A 19,553-nucleotide genomic window follows, 5' to 3' on the forward strand; every position below is an offset into this window, starting at 1 on the left:
CTTTATCAGCTACTTAGAAACCGCCTAAAAAGGCGGTTTTTTTGTTTCGGGGAACTGATTCACGCTCTAATGTGCATGAGTGAGCAAATTCTCCGGATTTAGACTTTAAAAGTTAGTGAAAACTCCCCCCTTTGTAGCTTCGGTTCTGTATCTCCTTCCCGATAGTGCTGTTTTAATTTTCCAGTTAAATGTTTGCTTGGCACCACAGTAGATGGTATTCAAAAAATACGTAGGGCGAAAAGCGTAACAGGACGGTTTCAGTTGTTCCGACTAATCCTGTGATAGCATTGTTGGATGGATTGCTTGTTAAATATTGGGGTAAATACTTCTATAACTGATCTGACAAGATTGGCTTAAAGATAGAGATGACGCAAATTGTCAGAAATAGACAGAACCGTATAGACAGAATAACGCTATAATTTGTAAAATGCCCTAAATTTAAGCGTAAGCCTATAACAAGATGTTGAACAATATATTTCAAGCCTTAGACAGCTTAGGGCTTACTGCACAAAAACGTGCCTTACATATTTTATTTTCAAATCAGGATTTAAATACGCAAGTCTTTTTACAGCGTATTGATGGGCAACACCAAATCAATGCAGGGATTCAAGCCGAACTCATCTGTCTGTCGACCAATGCCACCATTCCACTCAAACAATTTATTGGCAGTCAGGTTGCCGTTGATCAGGTCACAGATACAGGACAACTATTCCGTACCACCGGCATTATTACTCAAGCATTGCAAGGACAATCGGATGGTAGCCTGACGGTCTATAAGCTGACTTTGCAAGATCCGACCGCACTGTGGCATAAACGCCGCAACTCCCGTGTATTCATGAATAAAAGTGTGCGGGACGTTGTTGAACTGGTGTTTAAGGAGTGGCAACAGAAAAGCCCGCTCTTTGCCGCCAGTCTGACGCTAGATTTAAGCGGGCTGAGTCAAGACTATGATATTCGCCCATTTATCATGTCACAGAATGAAAGTGATTATGATTTTCTGACCCGCCTGATGCGTAGCGAAGGGATCAACTGGCTGATTGATGAAGCGCAACTGATAGTACCGAATTCAAATAGCAGCATTCAGCCGCAGCGATTAAGACTGATTGATGACAATGCCCAGTATCAGGCGCTGGATCGTCGTAAAGTACAGTACCATCGTAGTAGTGCAACGGAACAATTTGACTCGATTACCAGTTTTATCGGCAACCGTTCCTTACAACCGACTTCGGTGTATGTGAACCGTTGGCAGCCTGATGCCTTAGACATGGATGAAGGCACCGGTTCGGTCCTTACCACGCAGCAGCATTTAGAACAGCATGATGCAACCCGCTTGGCGCTGGAAGATGCATGGCACTTTAGCCCTGCATGGATGCAAGACCTGAACCAGGAAGATGGTGCAACACCTTCAGGCAATCAGCAGGTTGAACGTTTCAATCAAAATCTCAGTCATTACCATAATGCACAGGCCAAGCAATTTATTGCCCAATCGACGCTACGTGACGCACAGGTGGGCTACTGGTTTGAGTTGCATGACCATCCTGAAATTGATCAGCATGATGGGGCAGACAAGGAATTCCTGATTACAGCCAAGCATTTCTATAATCAAAACAACTTGCCTAAAGATCTGCATCAGCAAATTGACCAGCTCTTGGCACAGAGTCAGTGGCAACCTAAACAGTTCAATATAGATAACACAGAAGAACGCCAAGCCAATCAACTTACCTTACAACGCCGTCAGATCAAGATTGTTCCGGCATACAATCCTCAGCAGCATCGCCCCGAAGCGTATCCGCAACGCGCCAAAGTGGTCGGGCCAAGTGGTGAAGAAATCCATGTGGATGAATGGGGACGCATTAAAGTTCGATTCCTGTTTACCCGTGCAGAAGACCATAGCCATGATGGCGGCGCAGGTGCTAATGACAACGATACTGACTCTGCATGGATCGATGTACTGACGCCGTGGGCAGGTGAAGGCTACGGCGCACGTTTCTTGCCACGTATTGGTGAGATTGTGGTGATTGATTTCTTTGATGGCAATATTGACCGTCCTTATGTGGTAGGGAGGATTCATGAAGCACAACGTAGTCCGACCAAGTTTGACAATGCCGGCAAGCTGCCGGATACCAAAAAACTGGCCGGGATCAAATCCAAAGAAGTCCAAGGCGAAGGTTTTAACCAGTTACGCTTTGATGACACCACGGGCCAGATCAGTGCACAACTACAAAGCAGTCATGCTGCCAGTCAACTGAATCTGGGTAAACTCAGCCATCCCAAAGACAAGGCTGAAAGTGAAGACCGAGGTGAAGGTTTTGAGCTGCGGACTGATCAATGGGGTGCGGTTCGTGCAGGTCAAGGTTTGTTGCTGAGTACGCAGAAACAGGATCAGGCCCAAGGGGAGCATCTCGATGCGCAGCCAGCCAAGCAACAGATCGAAGGCAATCAAAGCAATGCCAAAGCGCTCAGTGAAGTGGCCAAGAACCAGCAAACGGATGAAATTGAATCACTTGATCAGCTAAAAGACTTTGCTGATCAGATTCAGGACAAGATTGCGAAATTTGAAAAAGCGTTATTGCTATTGAATTCACTTGCCGGAATTGGCCTCAGCACTAATGAAGATATTCATCTTTCAGCAGATGGGCAGATCAATCAGATTGCGGGCGATAGCATTAACTTGAGTACGCAAAAGAATCTGGTTGCTCATGTACAGAACAGGATTAGCCTGTTTGCGGCACAGAGTGGCATCAAGCAGGTCGCTGCCAAAGGTAAGTTTGAGGTACATGCCCAATCGGATGGCATGGACTTGCTTGCCAAGCAAGGGATTCAGATTATTTCCACCGAAGACCGCATTGAAATTACCAGTCCAAAAGAAATTGTATTTACTGCGCAAGGTTCGCAACTCAAGCTGAATGGTTCAGGGATTTTTCCGACTACAGGTGGTAAGTTTGAGGTGAAGGCGGGGCAGCATTTGTTTATGGGTGGGGCGAGTGCAATGGCCGAATTTCCAGCTCTACCCATTATGGATAACAATCGATTTATAGAACTTAATTATCACTATGATGATTTGACTCCGATTAAAGGGGCTGCATATAAAGTCATTTTAGAAGATGGCTCTATTTTAAGTGGTGTTCTAGATGATAAAGGTTATGCCAAAGTTGAGGGTGTACCAATGGATAAAAAATATATGGTTGAGTTTGGTGAAGACCCTATCGAGTGGGTTCCACCACCATTAGAAAATATTAAACCGAATGATGCTGAAAAAGAGAAAATGCAGGCAGAATTGAAAAAACTAGAACAAGAATACTATAAGAACGGTGGTTTTGAATGAGTGTTGTAGATGATGCAATTGAATTTTTAGAAGATTTAATTATGGGGGATTTTAAAGAGAATCCCTCAAATATGTCTATTATTGCCAATGCGGTTATTGGTTTGATTCCAATTGCAGATCAGGTTTTAGATGTCCGAGATGTTGCTGGCATGGTTTGCCGAATTACGAACAAAGGACCAGCAAATTGTACAATTGATGATTGGGTAGATCTATCATTCGCGGCTATTGGGTGTATACCAGAAGTTGGAAGCCTATTTAAAGGTGTGTTTAAACCATTATGGAAATCACGTAAAGTCGTTAAAAAAATTGATGCAAAGACCTGGAGTTCTATTGATCGTATGCTTGGTATGAGTAAGGGTAGCTCAATCAAGTATTTAAAAACTTTTCCTTGGGCTCAACGTAAAGCTCAGGCTTTACAGCAGTTGAACATTGCATTTAATTCTTTAGATCAATTACTAGCATATTTGTCTATTCCACGTTGGTGGATACCTGATAACCTTGAGCTATTGGCAAGAAGAATGCGTCCGAAAGTGAAGCAGGTCCGTGATCCGATTAAAAAAGGATTTGATATGGGCTTTAAAGCGATGCAAGACTTTGTAATCGATATGATTGGGGAGGAAGGATATAAAGTCGTTAATGCAGCTGCAACGATAGCACTTTCTACAGGTAATAAAACAAAGAGTTCACATGAGAAATCTAAAGTTAAACTAGTTGGAAATAATACTCAGAAAAAAGTAAATGGTGGTTCTACAGCCAGTAAGAAAGTAGATAATAAAGCTACGGGTAGTGCAGTAGCGGGCAAGAAAGTTGATGCGAAAAAGCAAGAAGTAGATAAAAAGAAAGTAGGCGGTGAGAAACGTGCTGATCACGATAAAGTCAATGGTAACGAGCGTCAGACTGTTGAAAAAGGATCGGGAAATAGGGTTAATGCAACTCAACATACTATTGATAAAATTGGAGATTTTACAAATAAGTTAAAAGGAATTCTTGGTGAACATATGGCTGATTATCATTGTCAGCAAATTAAAGGATGGGGAAAGGATACAGCGAAGCATGATGATGCTAATGCGATTAACTCGCATAAGTTAAATGATGGCGGGAAAATGGTTCAATTACTGGAAATAAAATCTCGTGGTCGTGGAATTGATGGTGTGTGGAAAACTAATAGTGGTAAACCGTACGCAATTATTGAGGCAAAACTTAGTGAGAGTCCTATTAAAAGTCTTGGTGAACTATTAAATGATGCTAAAGATAAAAATGGCGCAGATATGACTTCTGGCATAGAAGAAATGAAAGGAACAAAAAAGAAAAAAAAGAAAAAAAATAAGAACACTAATACAAACTCAAAAGGTGGGAGCGTAGATGTTGGTGGAGAACGAAGTAGAAAAGATAATGGTAAAGTTATGCAAATGAGTCATAACTGGATTCAAACAAGACTAAGATCCACTCGACTGGTGCTAAATGATCTTTTTGCCAAAGAAGATTTATTATCTGACACAAATAAAGTTTATAGTCGTTGTGTATTATTTTTCTCAATTCCACAAATAGCCAATCATTTAACAGCCCTTTCACAAAAAGCTTCAGGAGAAAAGATTAATCATGAAATACACATTGCACATGAAGTTACAAGGGAATGGGGTGATGCTGCCATAGCAAAAGAGGCAGACAATAAGGCAAAAGTTTTTGATAAATCACGTGATAAAAGAACTAGATAAAGGTACTTTTTATGAGTTTTTTAACTGAAAGAAGACAACAGTTTTTAACTGAAGTAAATTTTCATGGCACTAGAGATTTAACTTTACGTGTAATGCAAAGACAAAAAGAGAATTTGAGTAAACCAGAAGGTAGTGATGTTGGATGGCATTTATCAATGTGGTTTGGTATTGCTGAAGGCACATTTAATAATTTTATATTGTCATATACTGCTGGTGAGCCACTTGAGAATCTACGTTATGCCTTAGAAAATGTAGTTGTTGCTTATGAAAATTACTTAAAGGCATTAGTACAAAGTAGTGGTGATACTGATGAAATGGCATTTCCGATTCGGTCATTTGATGGTTATTGCCCTTATATATGGTTAATAAGTCTATGTTATTTATTGCATCGACAGGATTTATTACCAAGAGTTGCTCGTTTAGTGGATGGTGAAGATGAGGAAAATGCAGGAGAAGATGTTTTAATTGAAGAAATGCTTGCCTATGATGATAGTTTAGAAAGGTATGAAACTGATACTATTTTAGGAGTTAAGCCTTATAGTCTCTTATTTAAAGCTTTCTGTACACACGATAAAAATAAGTCATTACATAAGATTAATGAGTTTCTAAAGAAATGGTACAAAGATTTATCAGCAGCTCCTTGGCACGACAGTCATTTAAGTGATGATGGATATTTCGGGTACTGGGCTTTTGAAGCAGGTGCAGCAGTCTACTTATTGGAAATTGAAGACGATAGCAGTCTTTATCAATATTTATATTATCCGAAAGATTTAGTTCAATTTGTGAAGACTTTTGTACCACCAAAAAATGATGTTAGTAATAAAAAAGGAAATCAATTTAGATGTGAAGCTGGTCAAAATTGTCCAAAAACAGGCGATTGGTATAGCCCAGCAAATAATATGGAAAAGCGTCATTTCAAGCAAGGCGAAATAATGCCTGAGATTAAAAACAATCCGTGGGGATTGACGATTTGGTATTTAGAGAATGATATTTGATTAAATAATTCTAGAATAACCATCCTCATTTGGATGGTTTTTTACATTTAGTAAAGCTTTAAAAATTAAATAAAGGTTAAACAGTTCAATTGGTTTTCAAATGGCAGCAAAGGAGCGTCTAGCTGGTATGGATAAAGCGGCAGCTCAGGCTCAGGCTAAGGGGATGGGGAAAGATGCGATGGATGTTGAATTGAAGCGTTGTAAGTAATGGAGAGTAGTAAGATGAACCAAGAAGATATTGATTACTTTTACGAAAAATATGGTCAGCCAATTGATAAAGTCGAAGCTACAGAGAACATAATAAAAAAATATCGGGGTAAATTGCCTGAAAGTATTTTAGAGCAATGGCGATTGTTTGGTTTTGCAGGCTATCTAAATGGTTTGTACTGGATTACCAATCCAGATGATTACGCTGAATTAATTTATGACTGGCTGGAAGAGACACTATTGCCTGATGATGATGTTTATCATGTTTTAGCGCGTACCGCATTTGGTGAGCTGTTAATTTGGGGTGAGCGTAATTATGGTAGATATTATATTAAAACAATGGAAGGCATTCTACATGACAATGGAGAACAGTTAGAAAGCGCTGAATTTTATGGCAGTGACTTTTTCTTTCTTGCTAAAAAAACTTATATGGATTACACCGATAAAAACGGTAAAAAGCTATTTGATCGTGCGGTGAAAAAACTTGGTGTTTTAAAGACAGATGAAATGTATGCATTTGAGCCTGCACTTGCTTTAGGTGGTGAAGAGTCGTTAAGCCATTTAGCAAAAGTTAATTTACCAGTCCACATGAAACTATTAAAGCAGGTAACTCCACTAAGAATGAGAAGCTTTGAGGATCTTACAGCGGCTCTATATGGTACATCGTATAATGTGGAAGATTTAACAAGTGGGCAAGATGCCGAGTCACAATATAATCATTCAGTTAAAGCTGGGGAAATTTGTCCGAGAACTGGCTATTGGAAAACACCCGCACAACCAGATTCACGACAATATTTTGAGCAGGGGGAGATTCTTCCAACTCTTGCCGAGCTAGATTGGGGAGAGGTGTATTGGTATTGGGATGGTGAGAACTAATTAAATGCCCCAAAGGGCATTTTTGTTTTGCTCATATTTATAAAAGTTAGGTAAAGCAAAGGTCCATAAGCGTGTATGGAAAAATTTGATAGATTTTTAGTTAAAACATTACGCTAATTCGGAGGGAAAATGAGTGATGAAGACTTTGAATATTTTTTAGAAAAATTTGGGCAACCTCAGCAAGCAATTGCAGTAACTGAAGATATTCTAAAGAAATATAAAGGGAAACTTCCTGACCAATTATTAGAATATTGGAAAGAAGTTGGCTTTTGTTGCTTTAAAGAAGGATTGTTTTGGATTACCAATCCAGAAGATTATGCAGAGGACATTTATCATTGGCTAGAAAGTACTGATATTTTAGATGAGGATGTTTGGCATGTGATTGCTAGATCAGCATTTGGAGAGCTTTATTTATGGGGAGAAAAAAATTGGAAAAAATATGATTTAAATATTTCAAATGGTCAAGTATTTCAGAATAGCGTTGGCTTTAATGATAAAAAACATACAAGTAATGAAATTGTTAGAAACTTCTTTGCTTTTTCTGATGTAGATGAATTTGACAAAAAAGATGACAATCTCAAACCTCTATTTGAACGTGCTGTAAAAAAATATGGTCCTCTCGCCAGTAATGAAGTATTGGGCTTTGAACCTGCCTTAATACTTGATGGTAGTGCTTCATTAAAAAATCTAAAAAAACTTGATATTCATGTTCATATGTCGATACTCAAAGAGTTTACCCAAGTCTATAAAACAGATCTGGAGGGCTTAGGGAAGATGTTATATGGAGAGAATGCATCATTTAGTAAAGCTATTGAACAGGTTGATCAACAGAAAAGAAAACAGCTTAAAATTAGTGTGCAAGGTGGACAACAATGTCCACAAACTGGCTATTGGAAAACACCAGCTCAACCAGATTCACGACAATATTTTGATCAAGGTGAAACAATGCCTGAAATTCCGAATAACCCTTGCGGTGAAACCATTTGGTATTTAGATACAGAGACGAACCATTGAATCATTTAAGTACAAAAGATGTCAGGTTTATTCAGATAGATATTGGGCTTCAGCTAGTAGGCCTAACTATAAAATCTTATGTATTGCTTTTGAATAGATGTTAGAACAGGTTAAGCTGTTGCAATTTTGTTTTTAATTGTTGATTTTAATAGATAACTGATAAAAACCTACTTTTTGTAGGGCATTTCCTGAGTAAAATATGAAGATCGTAGTCTCATGTCAGCTGTTTAAGGATATAAACAGTTTTACGATGACGTTTTGGAATGGTGTTTTTTTATAAATACTCAAGCACGATAAAAGGTGCTATGAGCTTAGTGAAGTTAATGAAAAATTTTATTTTAACGGGTCTAACTGCAATTGTTGCAGCATTTTCCACCCATACAATGGCTGCAAAATTTGTTGCAGGACAAGACTATACCGTAGTAGAAAATCCGGAAAAGACATCGGTTCCCAATAAAATCGAGGTAAGAGAGTTCTTCTGGTATGGCTGTACCTACTGTTATAAATTAGAACCGCATATGCAAGCCTGGCTAAAGAAAATTCCAGACGATATTTATTTCCTTCGTACTCCGGCAGCAATGAACCCGATGTGGGAGCAGGGTGCTCGTGCTTATTATGTCAGTGAAGCGCTAGGTGTGCGTAAGCGTACACATCTACTATTATTTCATGCCAATTTTTCAGGTAACCAGAAAGTTTTGCAAAAGGAAGCATTTGCGAAATTCTTTACCCGGTACGGCGTGCCTGAGAAAAAATTTAATAGCATGTATGATTCTTTTGCAATCACTGCAAAAATTGCCGAATCTAATCAATTGGCCCGTAAATACCAGCTTACCGGTGTTCCGGCGGTCGTTGTAAATGGTAAATACATTGTACAGGGTGGTGATGAAAAAGTTGTGCAAGTAGTTGAATATCTGGTAGAAAAAGAGCGGAAAAACAAATAGGATTTTTCGTGTATGTCGGTTTAAAAAAGATGCTTGACCCGGACAGTTGTTGGTGCTAATTTAATCAATAAGGAAGTCATATACTATTTAGGATTTAAGAGAAATCTTGCCTAAATGCAAAAAGATATGATGACCTGAATACACAGCTAACAACGAACGAAACAATCCAGATTGTTTTTAAAAATGTTCAAGGTTGTAGAAAAGCCCGTTAATCGGGCTTTTTTAATGTCTGGCTTTTAATGTCTCTAGGCCAGATCTGATGACTTCAAGCTTGGCAGGATACCCGAGACTTTATGCTGTTATTTATTGCTCTACTTGTTGTGATAGGCTTGGTTTTATTCATTCTCTGGGTAAAGAAAACCAGTGCTAGTCAAGTTTCATCTGACCCTGATCACTCATATTCGCCAATGCCTTATATCAATGATTCATCTCAACATCATGCTTCCAGACCTACAGATCACTGTAGTATAAGTGACAGTAATAGCCCGGATTCTGGGGGCTGTGATGGTGGGGGAAGTAGCGATTAAAAAGCCCGTACCCCCGAGGGAGGAGTACGAGTTAAACCGGGATTTAAGGAAGGTCAAACCAGATCATCTGGCTGTCTTGTAGCGCAGTAATGGTGGCTGTTTCATCAAATAGCAAGGCATCACCCGCTTTCACTAAATGATCGGCAATCATTACTTCACCTGAAATCACATGCACGTAGTTCACTTTTTTCCGTGCCGTAATGTCTAGATGTTGATCCTTTTCAATGACCGCGGTTTTCACCTCAGCATTTTGACGGATCAGCATCGGTGCAGATTCATCACCTGCGATCAGGTGCCATTGGTTTGGATGGTCTTTCGGATTGAGCTGAATTTGCTGATAGGTTGGCTCGGCATCTTGTACATTCGGCTGAATCCAGATCTGTAACAGATGCACCGCTTGATCATGCTTGTTCATTTCACTGTGAGTGACACCTGTACCTGCACTCATCAATTGCCATTCACCAGCATTGATCTGGCCTTCATTGCCCATACTGTCTTTGTGGGAAATGGTGCCATCCAGCACACAAGTCAGGATTTCCATATTGTCGTGCGGGTGAGTACCAAAGCCATTATGCGCTGCAATGGTATCGTCATTAATCACACGAAGCGCACTGACTCCCATATATTTCGGGTTGTACCAGCTACCAAATGAAAAGCTATGATAGGTGTCTAGCCAGCCAGCTTTGACATGGCCACGATTTTCACTGCGATGTAGATAAGCATTCATCTTGCATCTCCTAATTTTTATGTTCTGCTTGATGCTTATATTATCGATTCATAATGCAGTTAAATAGGGTTTTAATGCGACGTGTTGTTCTATAAATGCAATGATGCTGAAGATGCTATGACCCTGAGCCCAATAAAAAAGGCTGAATAAAATATTCAGCCTTTTCAAGTTATTAAACGAGTTTAATATGCTTTTATTTTGTCTTGTTCTCAAGCTGTGGAATTGCCGAACCCTGACCAACAGCAAGCAGGCCTGTGTCGGTATAAATTCCAAGTTTTGCGCGGGTATCGGTAATGTCGAGGTTACGCATGGTTAACTGACCGATACGATCCATTGGAGTAAACATTGAATCACCTTTCTCCATGGTTAAACGCTCAGCTTCATAAGTGAGGTTAGGAGATTCGGTATTCATGATGGTGTAATCATTACCGCGACGTAATTCGAGTGTCACTGTACCTGTAATCGCTTTCGCAACCCAGCGTTGTGCAGTTTCACGAAGCATCAACGCTTGTGAATCGAACCAGCGGCCCTGGTAAAGTAAGCGACCTAAACGTAAACCGTTGATACGGTATTGTTCAATGGTATCTTCGTTATGAATACCAGTCACTAAACGCTCATAGGCGATATGTAGCAAGGCCATGCCCGGTGCTTCATAGATACCGCGAGATTTTGCTTCAATGATACGGTTTTCGATCTGGTCAGACATCCCTAGACCATGACGGCCACCGATACGGTTTGCTTCTAAAATCAGTGCAACCGGGTCTTCAATGCGTTGGCCATTCAGTGCAACCGGCATACCTTCTTCAAAAGTAATGCTCACTTGTTCTGGCTGGATTTCAACATCATCTTTCCAGAATGCAACACCCATGATCGGATCTACAATTTTGATGCCTGCATTCAGGTATTCCAAATCTTTAGCTTCATGCGTTGCGCCCAACATATTCGAGTCAGTTGAATAGGCTTTTTCTTTTGACATTTTATAGTCAAAGCCGTTGTCGATTAAGAATTGCGACATTTCGGCACGGCCACCTAACTCATCAATAAACTGTTGGTCTAACCACGGCTTATAGATTTTAAGGGCAGGGTTGGTCAATAAACCGTAACGATAGAAACGTTCAATATCGTTACCTTTATAGGTTGAGCCATCACCCCAGATATTAACGTCATCTTCTTTCATGGCGGTGACCAGCATGGTACCTGTCACTGCACGACCTAAAGGTGTGGTATTGAAATAAGGAACACCGCCTGTGCTGATATGGAACGCACCACATTGAATCGCAGCAATCCCTTCAAGCGCAAGTTGTAAACGACAATCGATTAATCGAGCTTTGACTGCGCCGTACTGTTCAGCTTTCTTTGGAATAGCATCATAGTCATCTTCATCAGGTTGACCCAGATTTGCAGTGTATGCATAAGGCTCTGCGCCTTTCTGTTTCATCCATAATAAAGCTGCTGAAGTGTCTAAACCACCAGAGAAGGCAATCCCTACTTTTTTACCTACTGGTACATGCTGCAAGATCGTTGCATTATCAGTCATTGCTAGTCCTAACTATTTCGAAATAGGCACCCTAATACTTCGGTGACCAAAGAGAATTTATACGCCAAGTACTATATCACTTTTCAAATCGATTTTTTTTCTGTAAGGAAAGGAATTCTTTTTTTTTGATTTGAAAAATAGATTAACATCGGAAAAATATAAAGTTTTACGATAAACATAACGTTTTTATGAAGATTCTAAACAGGATGAAAGAATAAAATACTAGAAACACAATCAGATACTCTCTGCATTACATCGCATTGTCGCGTTTATCTTGATACCAGATCTCGTTTATGTGATTTATAATTTATTTATGCACATGCCCTAATACTTTATGGTGTTCTCTTCGGGCGTATAGCCTTGATCGCTATACATTTTCTATGTGCGAAAACTGTTCAGACGGGAACTGCTGGTAGTCGCAACGGTTCGATTTTAAGGACAGTCTTTATGCTCAATATGTTTCCTTTAGGAACGGTTGTGGCTGTTGTCATGCTGTTTTTCTCTCTATTCAAATGGGATAAAGATTCGACCTTTAAACTGCCAACTGAACTACAAAAAAGTTAACGATGTCCATAAAAATGAGCTTAAAGTGCATCATTTAGGCCAATAAACTGCTTTTCAATCGGGGTAAATACATGGTCATTGCGTGCAATCAGATAGAGGCCAATATCCCGATATGGTTCAGGTGTTTCCCGATAATATTGAATCTTGTATTTCTCGATCAAAGACTTGGCGATCATGGAAATCCCCATACCCAACTGGGTAAAGTGAATTAAGGCTTCATGATCATAAATGTGGGTGAGTTCACCCTTTTTGAGATTGTAGTCGCTATAGATGCTATCCAGAGTTGTGGCATAGCAGCATTGTTCAGAGGCCAGCAAGATATTTTGATGATTCAGACATTCTTCAAGACTGTCGTGGTTAATCATATTTTTGCCAATAATCACCAGTTGATCATCCGCCTTTTGAATATATTGCAGGTTCTTCTGTTTTGGATGACCCAGCACATAGGCCATATCCAGATTGCCTGCCAGAATTTCATCTTCAATATAGCCTGTAGAGCCCGTTTTCATGGTAATCGAGAGGTCTGGATAGGCTTCATACAGTTTGCTAAAAGACGGATAGAATCGCATCCCTCCCAGACTGGTATTGGTACCAAAACGCAGTACACTTTCTTGCTGGTAGATTTTATTTTCGGTTTCTTCCCAGGTGAACATCATCTTTTTATACTGGGTGTATAAGTGCATGCCGGATTCGGTCAGTTCAACGCCTTTGGGTCTGCGGATAAATAACTGGCGTTTGTAGTGATTTTCAATTTTCTTGATTTTTGCGGTCATGTTGGACTGTAAATAATTGAGCTTGTGTGCCGCTGCGGTAATGCTTTTCAGTTCAGCCACAGTCACAAAAGAACGGATATCGTTAATATCAATATTCACGGCAATTCCTCAATTATTCCAGCTTCATGATTGATCGGGAGAAAAAACAAAAAAGTACGCTGAACAGGTATCAAAAAAAATGATGGTTCTATTAAAACATAGCATTATTCATGATGCCATTTATTTTATACACTACAATAACTATCCAAGGGTTGAGTACAACACGTGAATATCCGAGTCGTAAGCGCAATTGCATTGTTATGTCTGGTCTGGGGTTCTTTATGGGGACTGGTCAAACATAGTTTACAGGTCTTTCCTCCATTCCTGTTTATTTCTACGCGTTTGATTCTGGCTGCGTTGACCTTAATGATCATGCAGCGGATTTTAAAGAAATCGATTTTGCCAGAACGTAAGGAGTGGAAGCCCTTGATGATTTTAAGCTTGCTGATCTGTCTGGGTTTCTATGCCACGCAAACCTTTGCGATGCAGTTCGTTGATTCGGGCTTGTCGGCTGTACTGGTCTTTACCATGCCAATTTTTATTGGTGTGCTGGCCCATTACTTCTTAAATGAACATTTAACAATCCAGAAGGGTGCAGGACTGATTTTGGGGACATTGGGACTGATCGCCATTCTTTGGCCGCAACTGCAGCATATCCATATGAATATGTCATTGTTTGGGCAAATCCTGTTAATCGGTTCTGGTTTTTTCTGGGCCTTATCAACGATCTATATCAAAAAGAATTTCGCGACGTATGACAAAATCAAGCTGACCATTTGGCAACTGTTGCTAGGTGGTATTGTTATTCTTGTCGGTGCATTAGCTTTTGAACCTATAGAGATGCAGGTTTGGCTCAACCCTTTAAATGAATCTGCCTTATTTTATATTGCAGTGGTTGGGACGGGTTTTGCTTTTGTACTGTGGAACTGGATCGTGAGCCAGGTGGATACTTTTGTTGCTTCGATCTCAATCATGTGCATTCCAATTCTGAGTCTGTTTTTTGGTTCTTTGCTCTGGCATGAACCTTTAACCTTTAATATTTTACTGGGTGCGGCCTTGATCTGTCTGGGCATTGTGATGAGTTCGCTCAAGGTGAAAAAAACAAAAGACCGTTTGGCCTATTCGGGTGACCATTCACATTAAATGATTTGTCCTGTGACCATGCTCAGTGTTGGTAAAAAGCAGTCGGTAAAATGGCTGCTTTTTTATGTATCTCTCTGGAAGACAAGTTTTAGGTCGCTACAGTATATTGACACTTTCAACCATTAAAATTCGAGATTCAGTCATCCCAAATCAATAAAAAAGGATTAAAGTACTATGCAACAAGTTGCAAAGCCAAAATTAAAGAAGGAATACCATGACTAGCTATGCAAATATCTTGAAACCTTTACATTTGGGTTTTACCACGATTAAAAACCGGGTTGTGATGGGCTCAATGCATTCCGGTTTAGAAGATCGTTTTTTTAATTACCCTAAACTTGCGGCTTATTTCGGCGAGCGTGCAAAAGGGGGCGTTGGCTTAATTATTACTGGCGGGATTTCTCCAAACCGTCAAGGCTGGTTATTGCCCGCAGGCGGCACTATGAATAGTCTGGCCGATATTCCGCATCATCGTCTGGTCACGCATGCAGTACATAAGCATGGCGCAAAGATTCTGATGCAGATTTTGCATTCTGGCCGTTATGGCTATCATCCATTTTCAGTTTCATCATCTCCGATACAGGCACCGATTAATCCGTTTAAACCGCGTCAGATGTCTGAGGCGCAGATTTTGGCAACGATTGAAGATTATGCCCGTTGTGCCAGTCTGGCTAAAAAAGCCGGCTATGACGGGGTGGAAATCATGGGGTCAGAAGGGTATCTGATTAACCAGTTCCTGAGCAGTCATGTCAATAAACGTAGTGATCGCTGGGGTGGCGATATTGAAAACCGTATGCGTTTTCCGGTTGAAATCGTTAAGGCGATTCGTGCCAAAGTCGGGGAAAAGTTCATTATTGCATTTCGCCTTTCCTTGCTGGATCTGGTGCATGATGGCAATACCATGCCCGAAGTGATCGTGGTTGCCAAAGCCTTGGAGAAAGCCGGGATTACCTTGCTCAATACCGGGATTGGCTGGCATGAGGCACGTATCCCGACGATTGTGACTTCTGTACCTCGCGCAGCATTTGTCGACTATACCGCAGCCGTGAAGCAGCATGTCTCGGTTCCGGTGATTGCATCGAATCGTATCAATATGCCGGATGTTGCTGAAGAAATCATTGCTTCAGGTAAGGCTGATATGGTGCAGATGGCACGTCCATTCTTGGCAGATCCGTATTGGGTCAATAAAACCGCCACCAATCGTGTTGATGAAATTAACACCTGTATTGCCTGTAATCAGGCTTGTCTGGATCATGCCTTTAAGAATCAACGGGTCACCTGTCTGGTCAACCCTCAGGCCTGTTTTGAAACAGAACTGGTATATGTCAAAACCAGAAAACCAAAACGTATTGCGGTTGTGGGAGGTGGTGTGGCCGGTATGTCTGCTGCAACGGTAGCTGCAAGCCGCGGTCACGCCGTGACACTATTTGAAGCCAATGATGAGGTTGGCGGACAGTTTAATCTGGCCAAAGTGGTGCCAGGTAAAGAAGAGTTTCATGAAACCATTCGTTATTTTAAAGTGCAGCTGAAACAGACCGGTGTTGATGTACGTCTTAATACACGCATCAGCCGTGAACAGTTAGAGCGTGAAGGTTTTGATGAGGTTGTGGTTGCAACCGGGGTAGTGCCACGTGCCTTGAAGATACAAGGCAGCACCGCACCGCAAGTCTTGTCTTATGCCGAGGTTTTACGTGGTGCTGAAGTAGGACACAAGGTTGCAGTGATCGGTGCAGGCGGGATTGGCTTTGACGTATCAGAGTTTCTATTAAAACCACCTCATCAGCCTCAGCCGCAACCTTTGGCAGAGTGGCAACGTGAATGGGGCGTTGACCCAAACCCGGATTATATTTCTGAAGGGGGCATGCAGCATCCGGAAGTTGAAACACCTGTACGCCAGATTTATTTACTGCAACGTAAAACCACACCGCTGGGCATTGGTTTGGGTAAAACCTCCGGTTGGGTACATCGTGCCCAGCTGAAAAAACATGCAGTACGTATGCTGCGTGGTGTGCAGTATAAGTCGGTGACTGCAGAGGGCTTATGGATTGAACACAATGGTCATGATCAATTATTACGTGTAGATACCATTGTGGTATGTGCCGGGCAAGAGTCGGTCAGGGATTTAATGCCGAAAGAGGGTGAAAGCACGTTGGCAAACTATCATCTGATCGGGGGAGCGAAGTTGGCGGCAGAGCTCGATGCCAAGCGTGCGATTCGTGATGGTGCTGAATTAGCCGCTAAACTGTAAAATTGATGAAACATTATGCATTTGAATACATTACAGTTAAATTTCTCTTGTATAAAGAGGGCAAGCTTTGTATTCTTACGCACATGGAAGCGTGGCAGAGCGGTTTAATGCACCGGTCTTGAAAACCGACGAGGGTGTGAGTCCTCCGTGAGTTCGAATCTCACCGCTTCCGCCAAATATCTAAATAAGCCCTTGTTACTGCAAGGGCTTATTTTTTTTGTCTATTAATTTATCTCTTTAGTGGCTATCGTATAATGACATTTTTCTTTCCAATCTATCTACAGGTGCTATAGCGAGTCTGACAAAAGCCTCTATGACCCGATTGGGGGTGAAAAAAACACTGAATGCAGCTGCTGGCTCAAGACGTATGTCACTTCATTCGCAGCGGGGTCGTATTAATTCATGTTCTTCGGATGATATTCCAACTGGTAGTACGACTGGGGAAGTATTAACAGCGTCTGCACCAGCTTCGCCAATAAAAGCTTTATATCCAAGTAAGGCCAGTGTACAGGTTAAGGCTCCATTTGTTAGTACTACATCACGTACTTTACATTTCGATAATATTGATACATTTAACAGGGCAGCCAATAATCCAACTCCAAATACCTCTTATAAATATGGTGGTGTTACGTGGACTACAGATAATTTAAGTCGCGTATCAACACTCGAGGGATATGCAGCTATAAATCCTGCTAATAACCGTTCAGGAATAGATGGCCTTTCAACAACAGTTTTAGGTAAAGGTCCTGATGCTGTGACGTGAGATATTGGTTTTCATTTATGGGCAGATTGGTTCAGTGGACCAACCAATAGAGTTAACATTGTCCCTGGAAATGGAAGACCATTAGTTTTATCTGATGGTACAAAGTTGAAAAACTTAAATCAGGGAAGGTATAGGGCAGATTTTGAGATCCCTGTAGCTGAAATCTATAGGCAAACATTCTGTAAAGATTGAAAGTATATATAAGCGCAATAATTTTACATCAAGACCTGGTAGCTTTGTGGCAAGTTTTCAGAGATCGAATGGTGAGTGGGAGCGTATTAGATTTGAAAATAGAACGGGTGGCTAAAAATGAATTTTTTAAAAAGAGCTGAGTTAGTTAATATCATTGTAAATGAAATAATTTATGTGGCTCCAGTCAATTGGTCAAAGATTGTATATTATACAGAGCGATTTCGAGATGAAAAAATTGGATTAAGAAATAAAGATATTGCACGATGTTGGCTAGGGAATGAAAAGATACCTCATAATAATTCTAAGGGACCACCTTTGAAGTCTTCAGTAGAGTTATTTGATGCTATAGATGCACTATTTCTATACTCGGAAGAAAATGTAGAAATATGGAATGGCTTTGGTGTGGCTATTGATAAAAATCGTAAATACATAACTCAGTTTTACTATGGAGATACCCCACTTTTAGATAATAAAACAGATGACTACATAGAAAGGCTTGATGCTTTAGCTGAGATGAGTTAGGTATATTCTATTACATCGTTGCGCCCTTGCTGAGCGGGATATTCTGTTCAGCATGCAGCACAACATGGCAATGGTAAGCAAGCCCAATACATGCAGATTATCTTTCACAGCTTAATTCTATCTGTATGGAAAATAATTCTAAGGTTAAAACTGACCGTTTTCAGGAAACACGCATTAACCGATTAGAAAGCCATCCTATCCAAATACAAGTATTTAATGCGCCATTTAAACCAGATATTTGTGAATTTACCTTGAACTATGATGCAACTGAAGATTACGAAACCGTATTTTTTATCAGTGATATGATGTTAAAACTGTATAACCGTGCTGGGCAAAGAATAGGACTGTCTGAATATCATGTCTCTCGAGGTGATGGGCTTGATCTTACAAAATGTCAAGGTAACGATGTAAAAATTAATCGAGTGATCGATGGACTTTTAGATACAAGAAAGAAGTAGGAATTACTTCTTTCTTTTTTGAGAACCTTGCTGAATTAATGCAGCCCATTTTAATTATCAATCATATCTTTGACCCGAACTTCAGCTAAATAAACTTCGGACTAAGAATCCATACCAATATCACGATGATGAGGTTTGCACTTTCCATCTTTATCCTGGCGTTTACCTACTATCATACGCAAACTCCAGACACGGGATACCCTTTGACATTCAAGTAAAATCCATCAACCTCTCCTACAGCATATGCAGTGCTCCGATAATCAGTGCCTGCATACTTTGAATAAATTCATTCTCCATTTCTGCTTCTTCAATTTCACGATGATCTGCGTTAACAGGTGCTTTGCCGGCTACTGAATAAATGGTGTCAGCCACTGCAATACAGTGAAAGGCAATGGTTGCAATTAACCAGCGGGCCTGATCCTGAGTAAGTTGATAGGCTTGAGCAACGGTCTGGTGATGTTGCTCTATCTTGGTGACCATTGACGGTGTTGAAGCCATTCTACGGATTAAGTAGGGTGTAAAACCTGGGTTTGATTTAACCAGTTCTCGCAGTGAATGCATGAAAATAATTAAATATTCTTTTAATTCGATCTGATTTGGAGATTCTGGTAAAGGGATCTGCCATCTTAAAAAAATTTCTTCTGCAATTAGATACTTAAGTTCTTCTAGGTTGGCAACATGTTTATATAAAGCCATATGGCTGATACCTAGCTCAGCGGCAACACCAACAAAAGTAATATTCAGTAAACCTATCTTTATACCTGCATTCATGATGCGTTCATGGGTGATTGTACGTGGACGTCCACGAGAAGATGACTTGGCTAGAGAAGGCATAATTATTCCAGATAATCGATTTTTTCATGTTGCCATGTGACGGAATTTGGGTCAAATCCGTTTACTTTGCTGAATTAGTTTACTACAATGCAACTAAATATATTGATATTGATTCTCATTTGTATTTTTAAAACAGATTTACTGTCATTTTCTAAA

The 19,553-nt window shown here is 40.4% G+C and carries 15 protein-coding genes, 1 tRNA gene and 1 pseudogene; 12 read left to right on the forward strand and 5 right to left on the reverse strand.

The window, feature by feature from the left end:
• Nucleotides 1-460 precede the first annotated feature (460 nt).
• From OC23_RS02565 to OC23_RS02590, 6 genes are all read left to right on the forward strand, one after another.
• Nucleotides 461-3,325: a type VI secretion system Vgr family protein gene (locus OC23_RS02565; protein ID WP_038342525.1), complete on the forward strand. Its 2,865-nt coding sequence runs from the start codon at nt 461-463 to the stop codon at nt 3,323-3,325.
• The gene (locus tag OC23_RS02570; protein ID WP_038342526.1) at nt 3,322-5,040 is read left to right on the forward strand and encodes a hypothetical protein; all 1,719 of its coding nucleotides are present in this window, start codon (nt 3,322-3,324) and stop codon (nt 5,038-5,040) included. The genes OC23_RS02565 and OC23_RS02570 overlap by 4 nt, the downstream gene beginning before the upstream one ends.
• An 11-nt stretch (nt 5,041-5,051) precedes the next feature.
• Nucleotides 5,052-6,035: a PoNe immunity protein domain-containing protein gene (locus tag OC23_RS02575; protein WP_038342527.1), complete on the forward strand. Its 984-nt coding sequence runs from the start codon at nt 5,052-5,054 to the stop codon at nt 6,033-6,035.
• A 222-nt stretch (nt 6,036-6,257) separates the two neighbouring features.
• Nucleotides 6,258-7,118, forward strand: coding sequence for a type VI secretion system immunity protein, TaeI family (locus OC23_RS02580; RefSeq protein ID WP_038342612.1), 861 nt, complete (start codon nt 6,258-6,260; stop codon nt 7,116-7,118).
• A 129-nt stretch (nt 7,119-7,247) separates the two neighbouring features.
• Complete coding sequence (locus tag OC23_RS02585; protein WP_038342529.1) at nt 7,248-8,132, forward strand: type VI secretion system immunity protein, TaeI family; 885 nt, start codon at nt 7,248-7,250, stop codon at nt 8,130-8,132.
• Between the two features lie 323 nt (nt 8,133-8,455).
• Nucleotides 8,456-9,073 carry a thiol:disulfide interchange protein DsbA/DsbL gene (locus tag OC23_RS02590; RefSeq protein ID WP_038342614.1) on the forward strand — a complete coding sequence of 206 codons (618 nt, stop codon included), beginning with the start codon at nt 8,456-8,458 and terminating at the stop codon, nt 9,071-9,073.
• 570 nt (nt 9,074-9,643) lie between these two features.
• On the opposite strand, the gene OC23_RS02595 is transcribed toward OC23_RS02590, so the two are convergent.
• From OC23_RS02595 to OC23_RS02610, 3 genes are all read right to left on the reverse strand, one after another.
• Nucleotides 9,644-10,327 (reverse strand): pirin family protein, encoded by a 684-nt coding sequence (locus OC23_RS02595; RefSeq protein WP_038342531.1) that lies wholly within the window; start codon nt 10,325-10,327, stop codon nt 9,644-9,646.
• Between the two features lie 193 nt (nt 10,328-10,520).
• Nucleotides 10,521-11,864: an argininosuccinate synthase gene (gene argG, locus OC23_RS02600; protein ID WP_038342533.1), complete on the reverse strand. Its 1,344-nt coding sequence runs from the start codon at nt 11,862-11,864 to the stop codon at nt 10,521-10,523.
• A gap of 584 nt (nt 11,865-12,448) precedes the next feature.
• Nucleotides 12,449-13,300, reverse strand: coding sequence for a LysR family transcriptional regulator (locus OC23_RS02610; RefSeq protein WP_038342534.1), 852 nt, complete (start codon nt 13,298-13,300; stop codon nt 12,449-12,451).
• Nucleotides 13,301-13,465: 165 nt separating this feature from the next.
• Between OC23_RS02610 and OC23_RS02615 the strand changes: the two genes are divergently transcribed.
• The 6 genes from OC23_RS02615 to OC23_RS02635 all read left to right on the forward strand — a co-directional run bounded on the left by OC23_RS02615 (nt 13,466) and on the right by OC23_RS02635 (nt 18,563).
• Entirely contained in the window at nt 13,466-14,383 is a 918-nt protein-coding gene (locus OC23_RS02615; RefSeq protein ID WP_038342536.1) for a DMT family transporter, read from the forward strand.
• 214 nt (nt 14,384-14,597) lie between these two features.
• Nucleotides 14,598-16,628: an NADPH-dependent 2,4-dienoyl-CoA reductase gene (locus tag OC23_RS02620; RefSeq protein WP_038342538.1), complete on the forward strand. Its 2,031-nt coding sequence runs from the start codon at nt 14,598-14,600 to the stop codon at nt 16,626-16,628.
• An 85-nt stretch (nt 16,629-16,713) separates the two neighbouring features.
• A tRNA-Ser gene (locus OC23_RS02625) sits at nt 16,714-16,803 on the forward strand.
• Between the two features lie 153 nt (nt 16,804-16,956).
• Nucleotides 16,957-17,391, forward strand: coding sequence for a hypothetical protein (locus tag OC23_RS18975; RefSeq protein WP_152607786.1), 435 nt, complete (start codon nt 16,957-16,959; stop codon nt 17,389-17,391).
• A gap of 309 nt (nt 17,392-17,700) precedes the next feature.
• A complete protein-coding gene (locus OC23_RS19375; RefSeq protein ID WP_038342540.1) occupies nt 17,701-18,105 on the forward strand; it encodes a hypothetical protein in 405 nt (134 codons plus the stop codon).
• A 125-nt stretch (nt 18,106-18,230) separates the two neighbouring features.
• Nucleotides 18,231-18,563 carry a hypothetical protein gene (locus OC23_RS02635; protein ID WP_227505525.1) on the forward strand — a complete coding sequence of 111 codons (333 nt, stop codon included), beginning with the start codon at nt 18,231-18,233 and terminating at the stop codon, nt 18,561-18,563.
• Between the two features lie 104 nt (nt 18,564-18,667).
• On the opposite strand, the pseudogene OC23_RS19380 reads toward OC23_RS02635, so the two are convergent.
• Nucleotides 18,668-18,807 (reverse strand): annotated as a pseudogene (locus OC23_RS19380) (integrase); the annotation flags it as partial.
• Complete coding sequence (locus OC23_RS02640) at nt 18,798-19,334, reverse strand: TetR/AcrR family transcriptional regulator (RefSeq protein WP_264673646.1); 537 nt, start codon at nt 19,332-19,334, stop codon at nt 18,798-18,800. The gene OC23_RS02640 and the pseudogene OC23_RS19380, both read right to left, overlap by 10 nt.
• Between the last annotated feature and the right edge of the window lie 219 nt (nt 19,335-19,553).

Origin of the sequence: Acinetobacter sp. A47, from assembly GCF_000805455.1 — a bacterium.
GTDB lineage: Bacteria > Pseudomonadota > Gammaproteobacteria > Pseudomonadales > Moraxellaceae > Acinetobacter.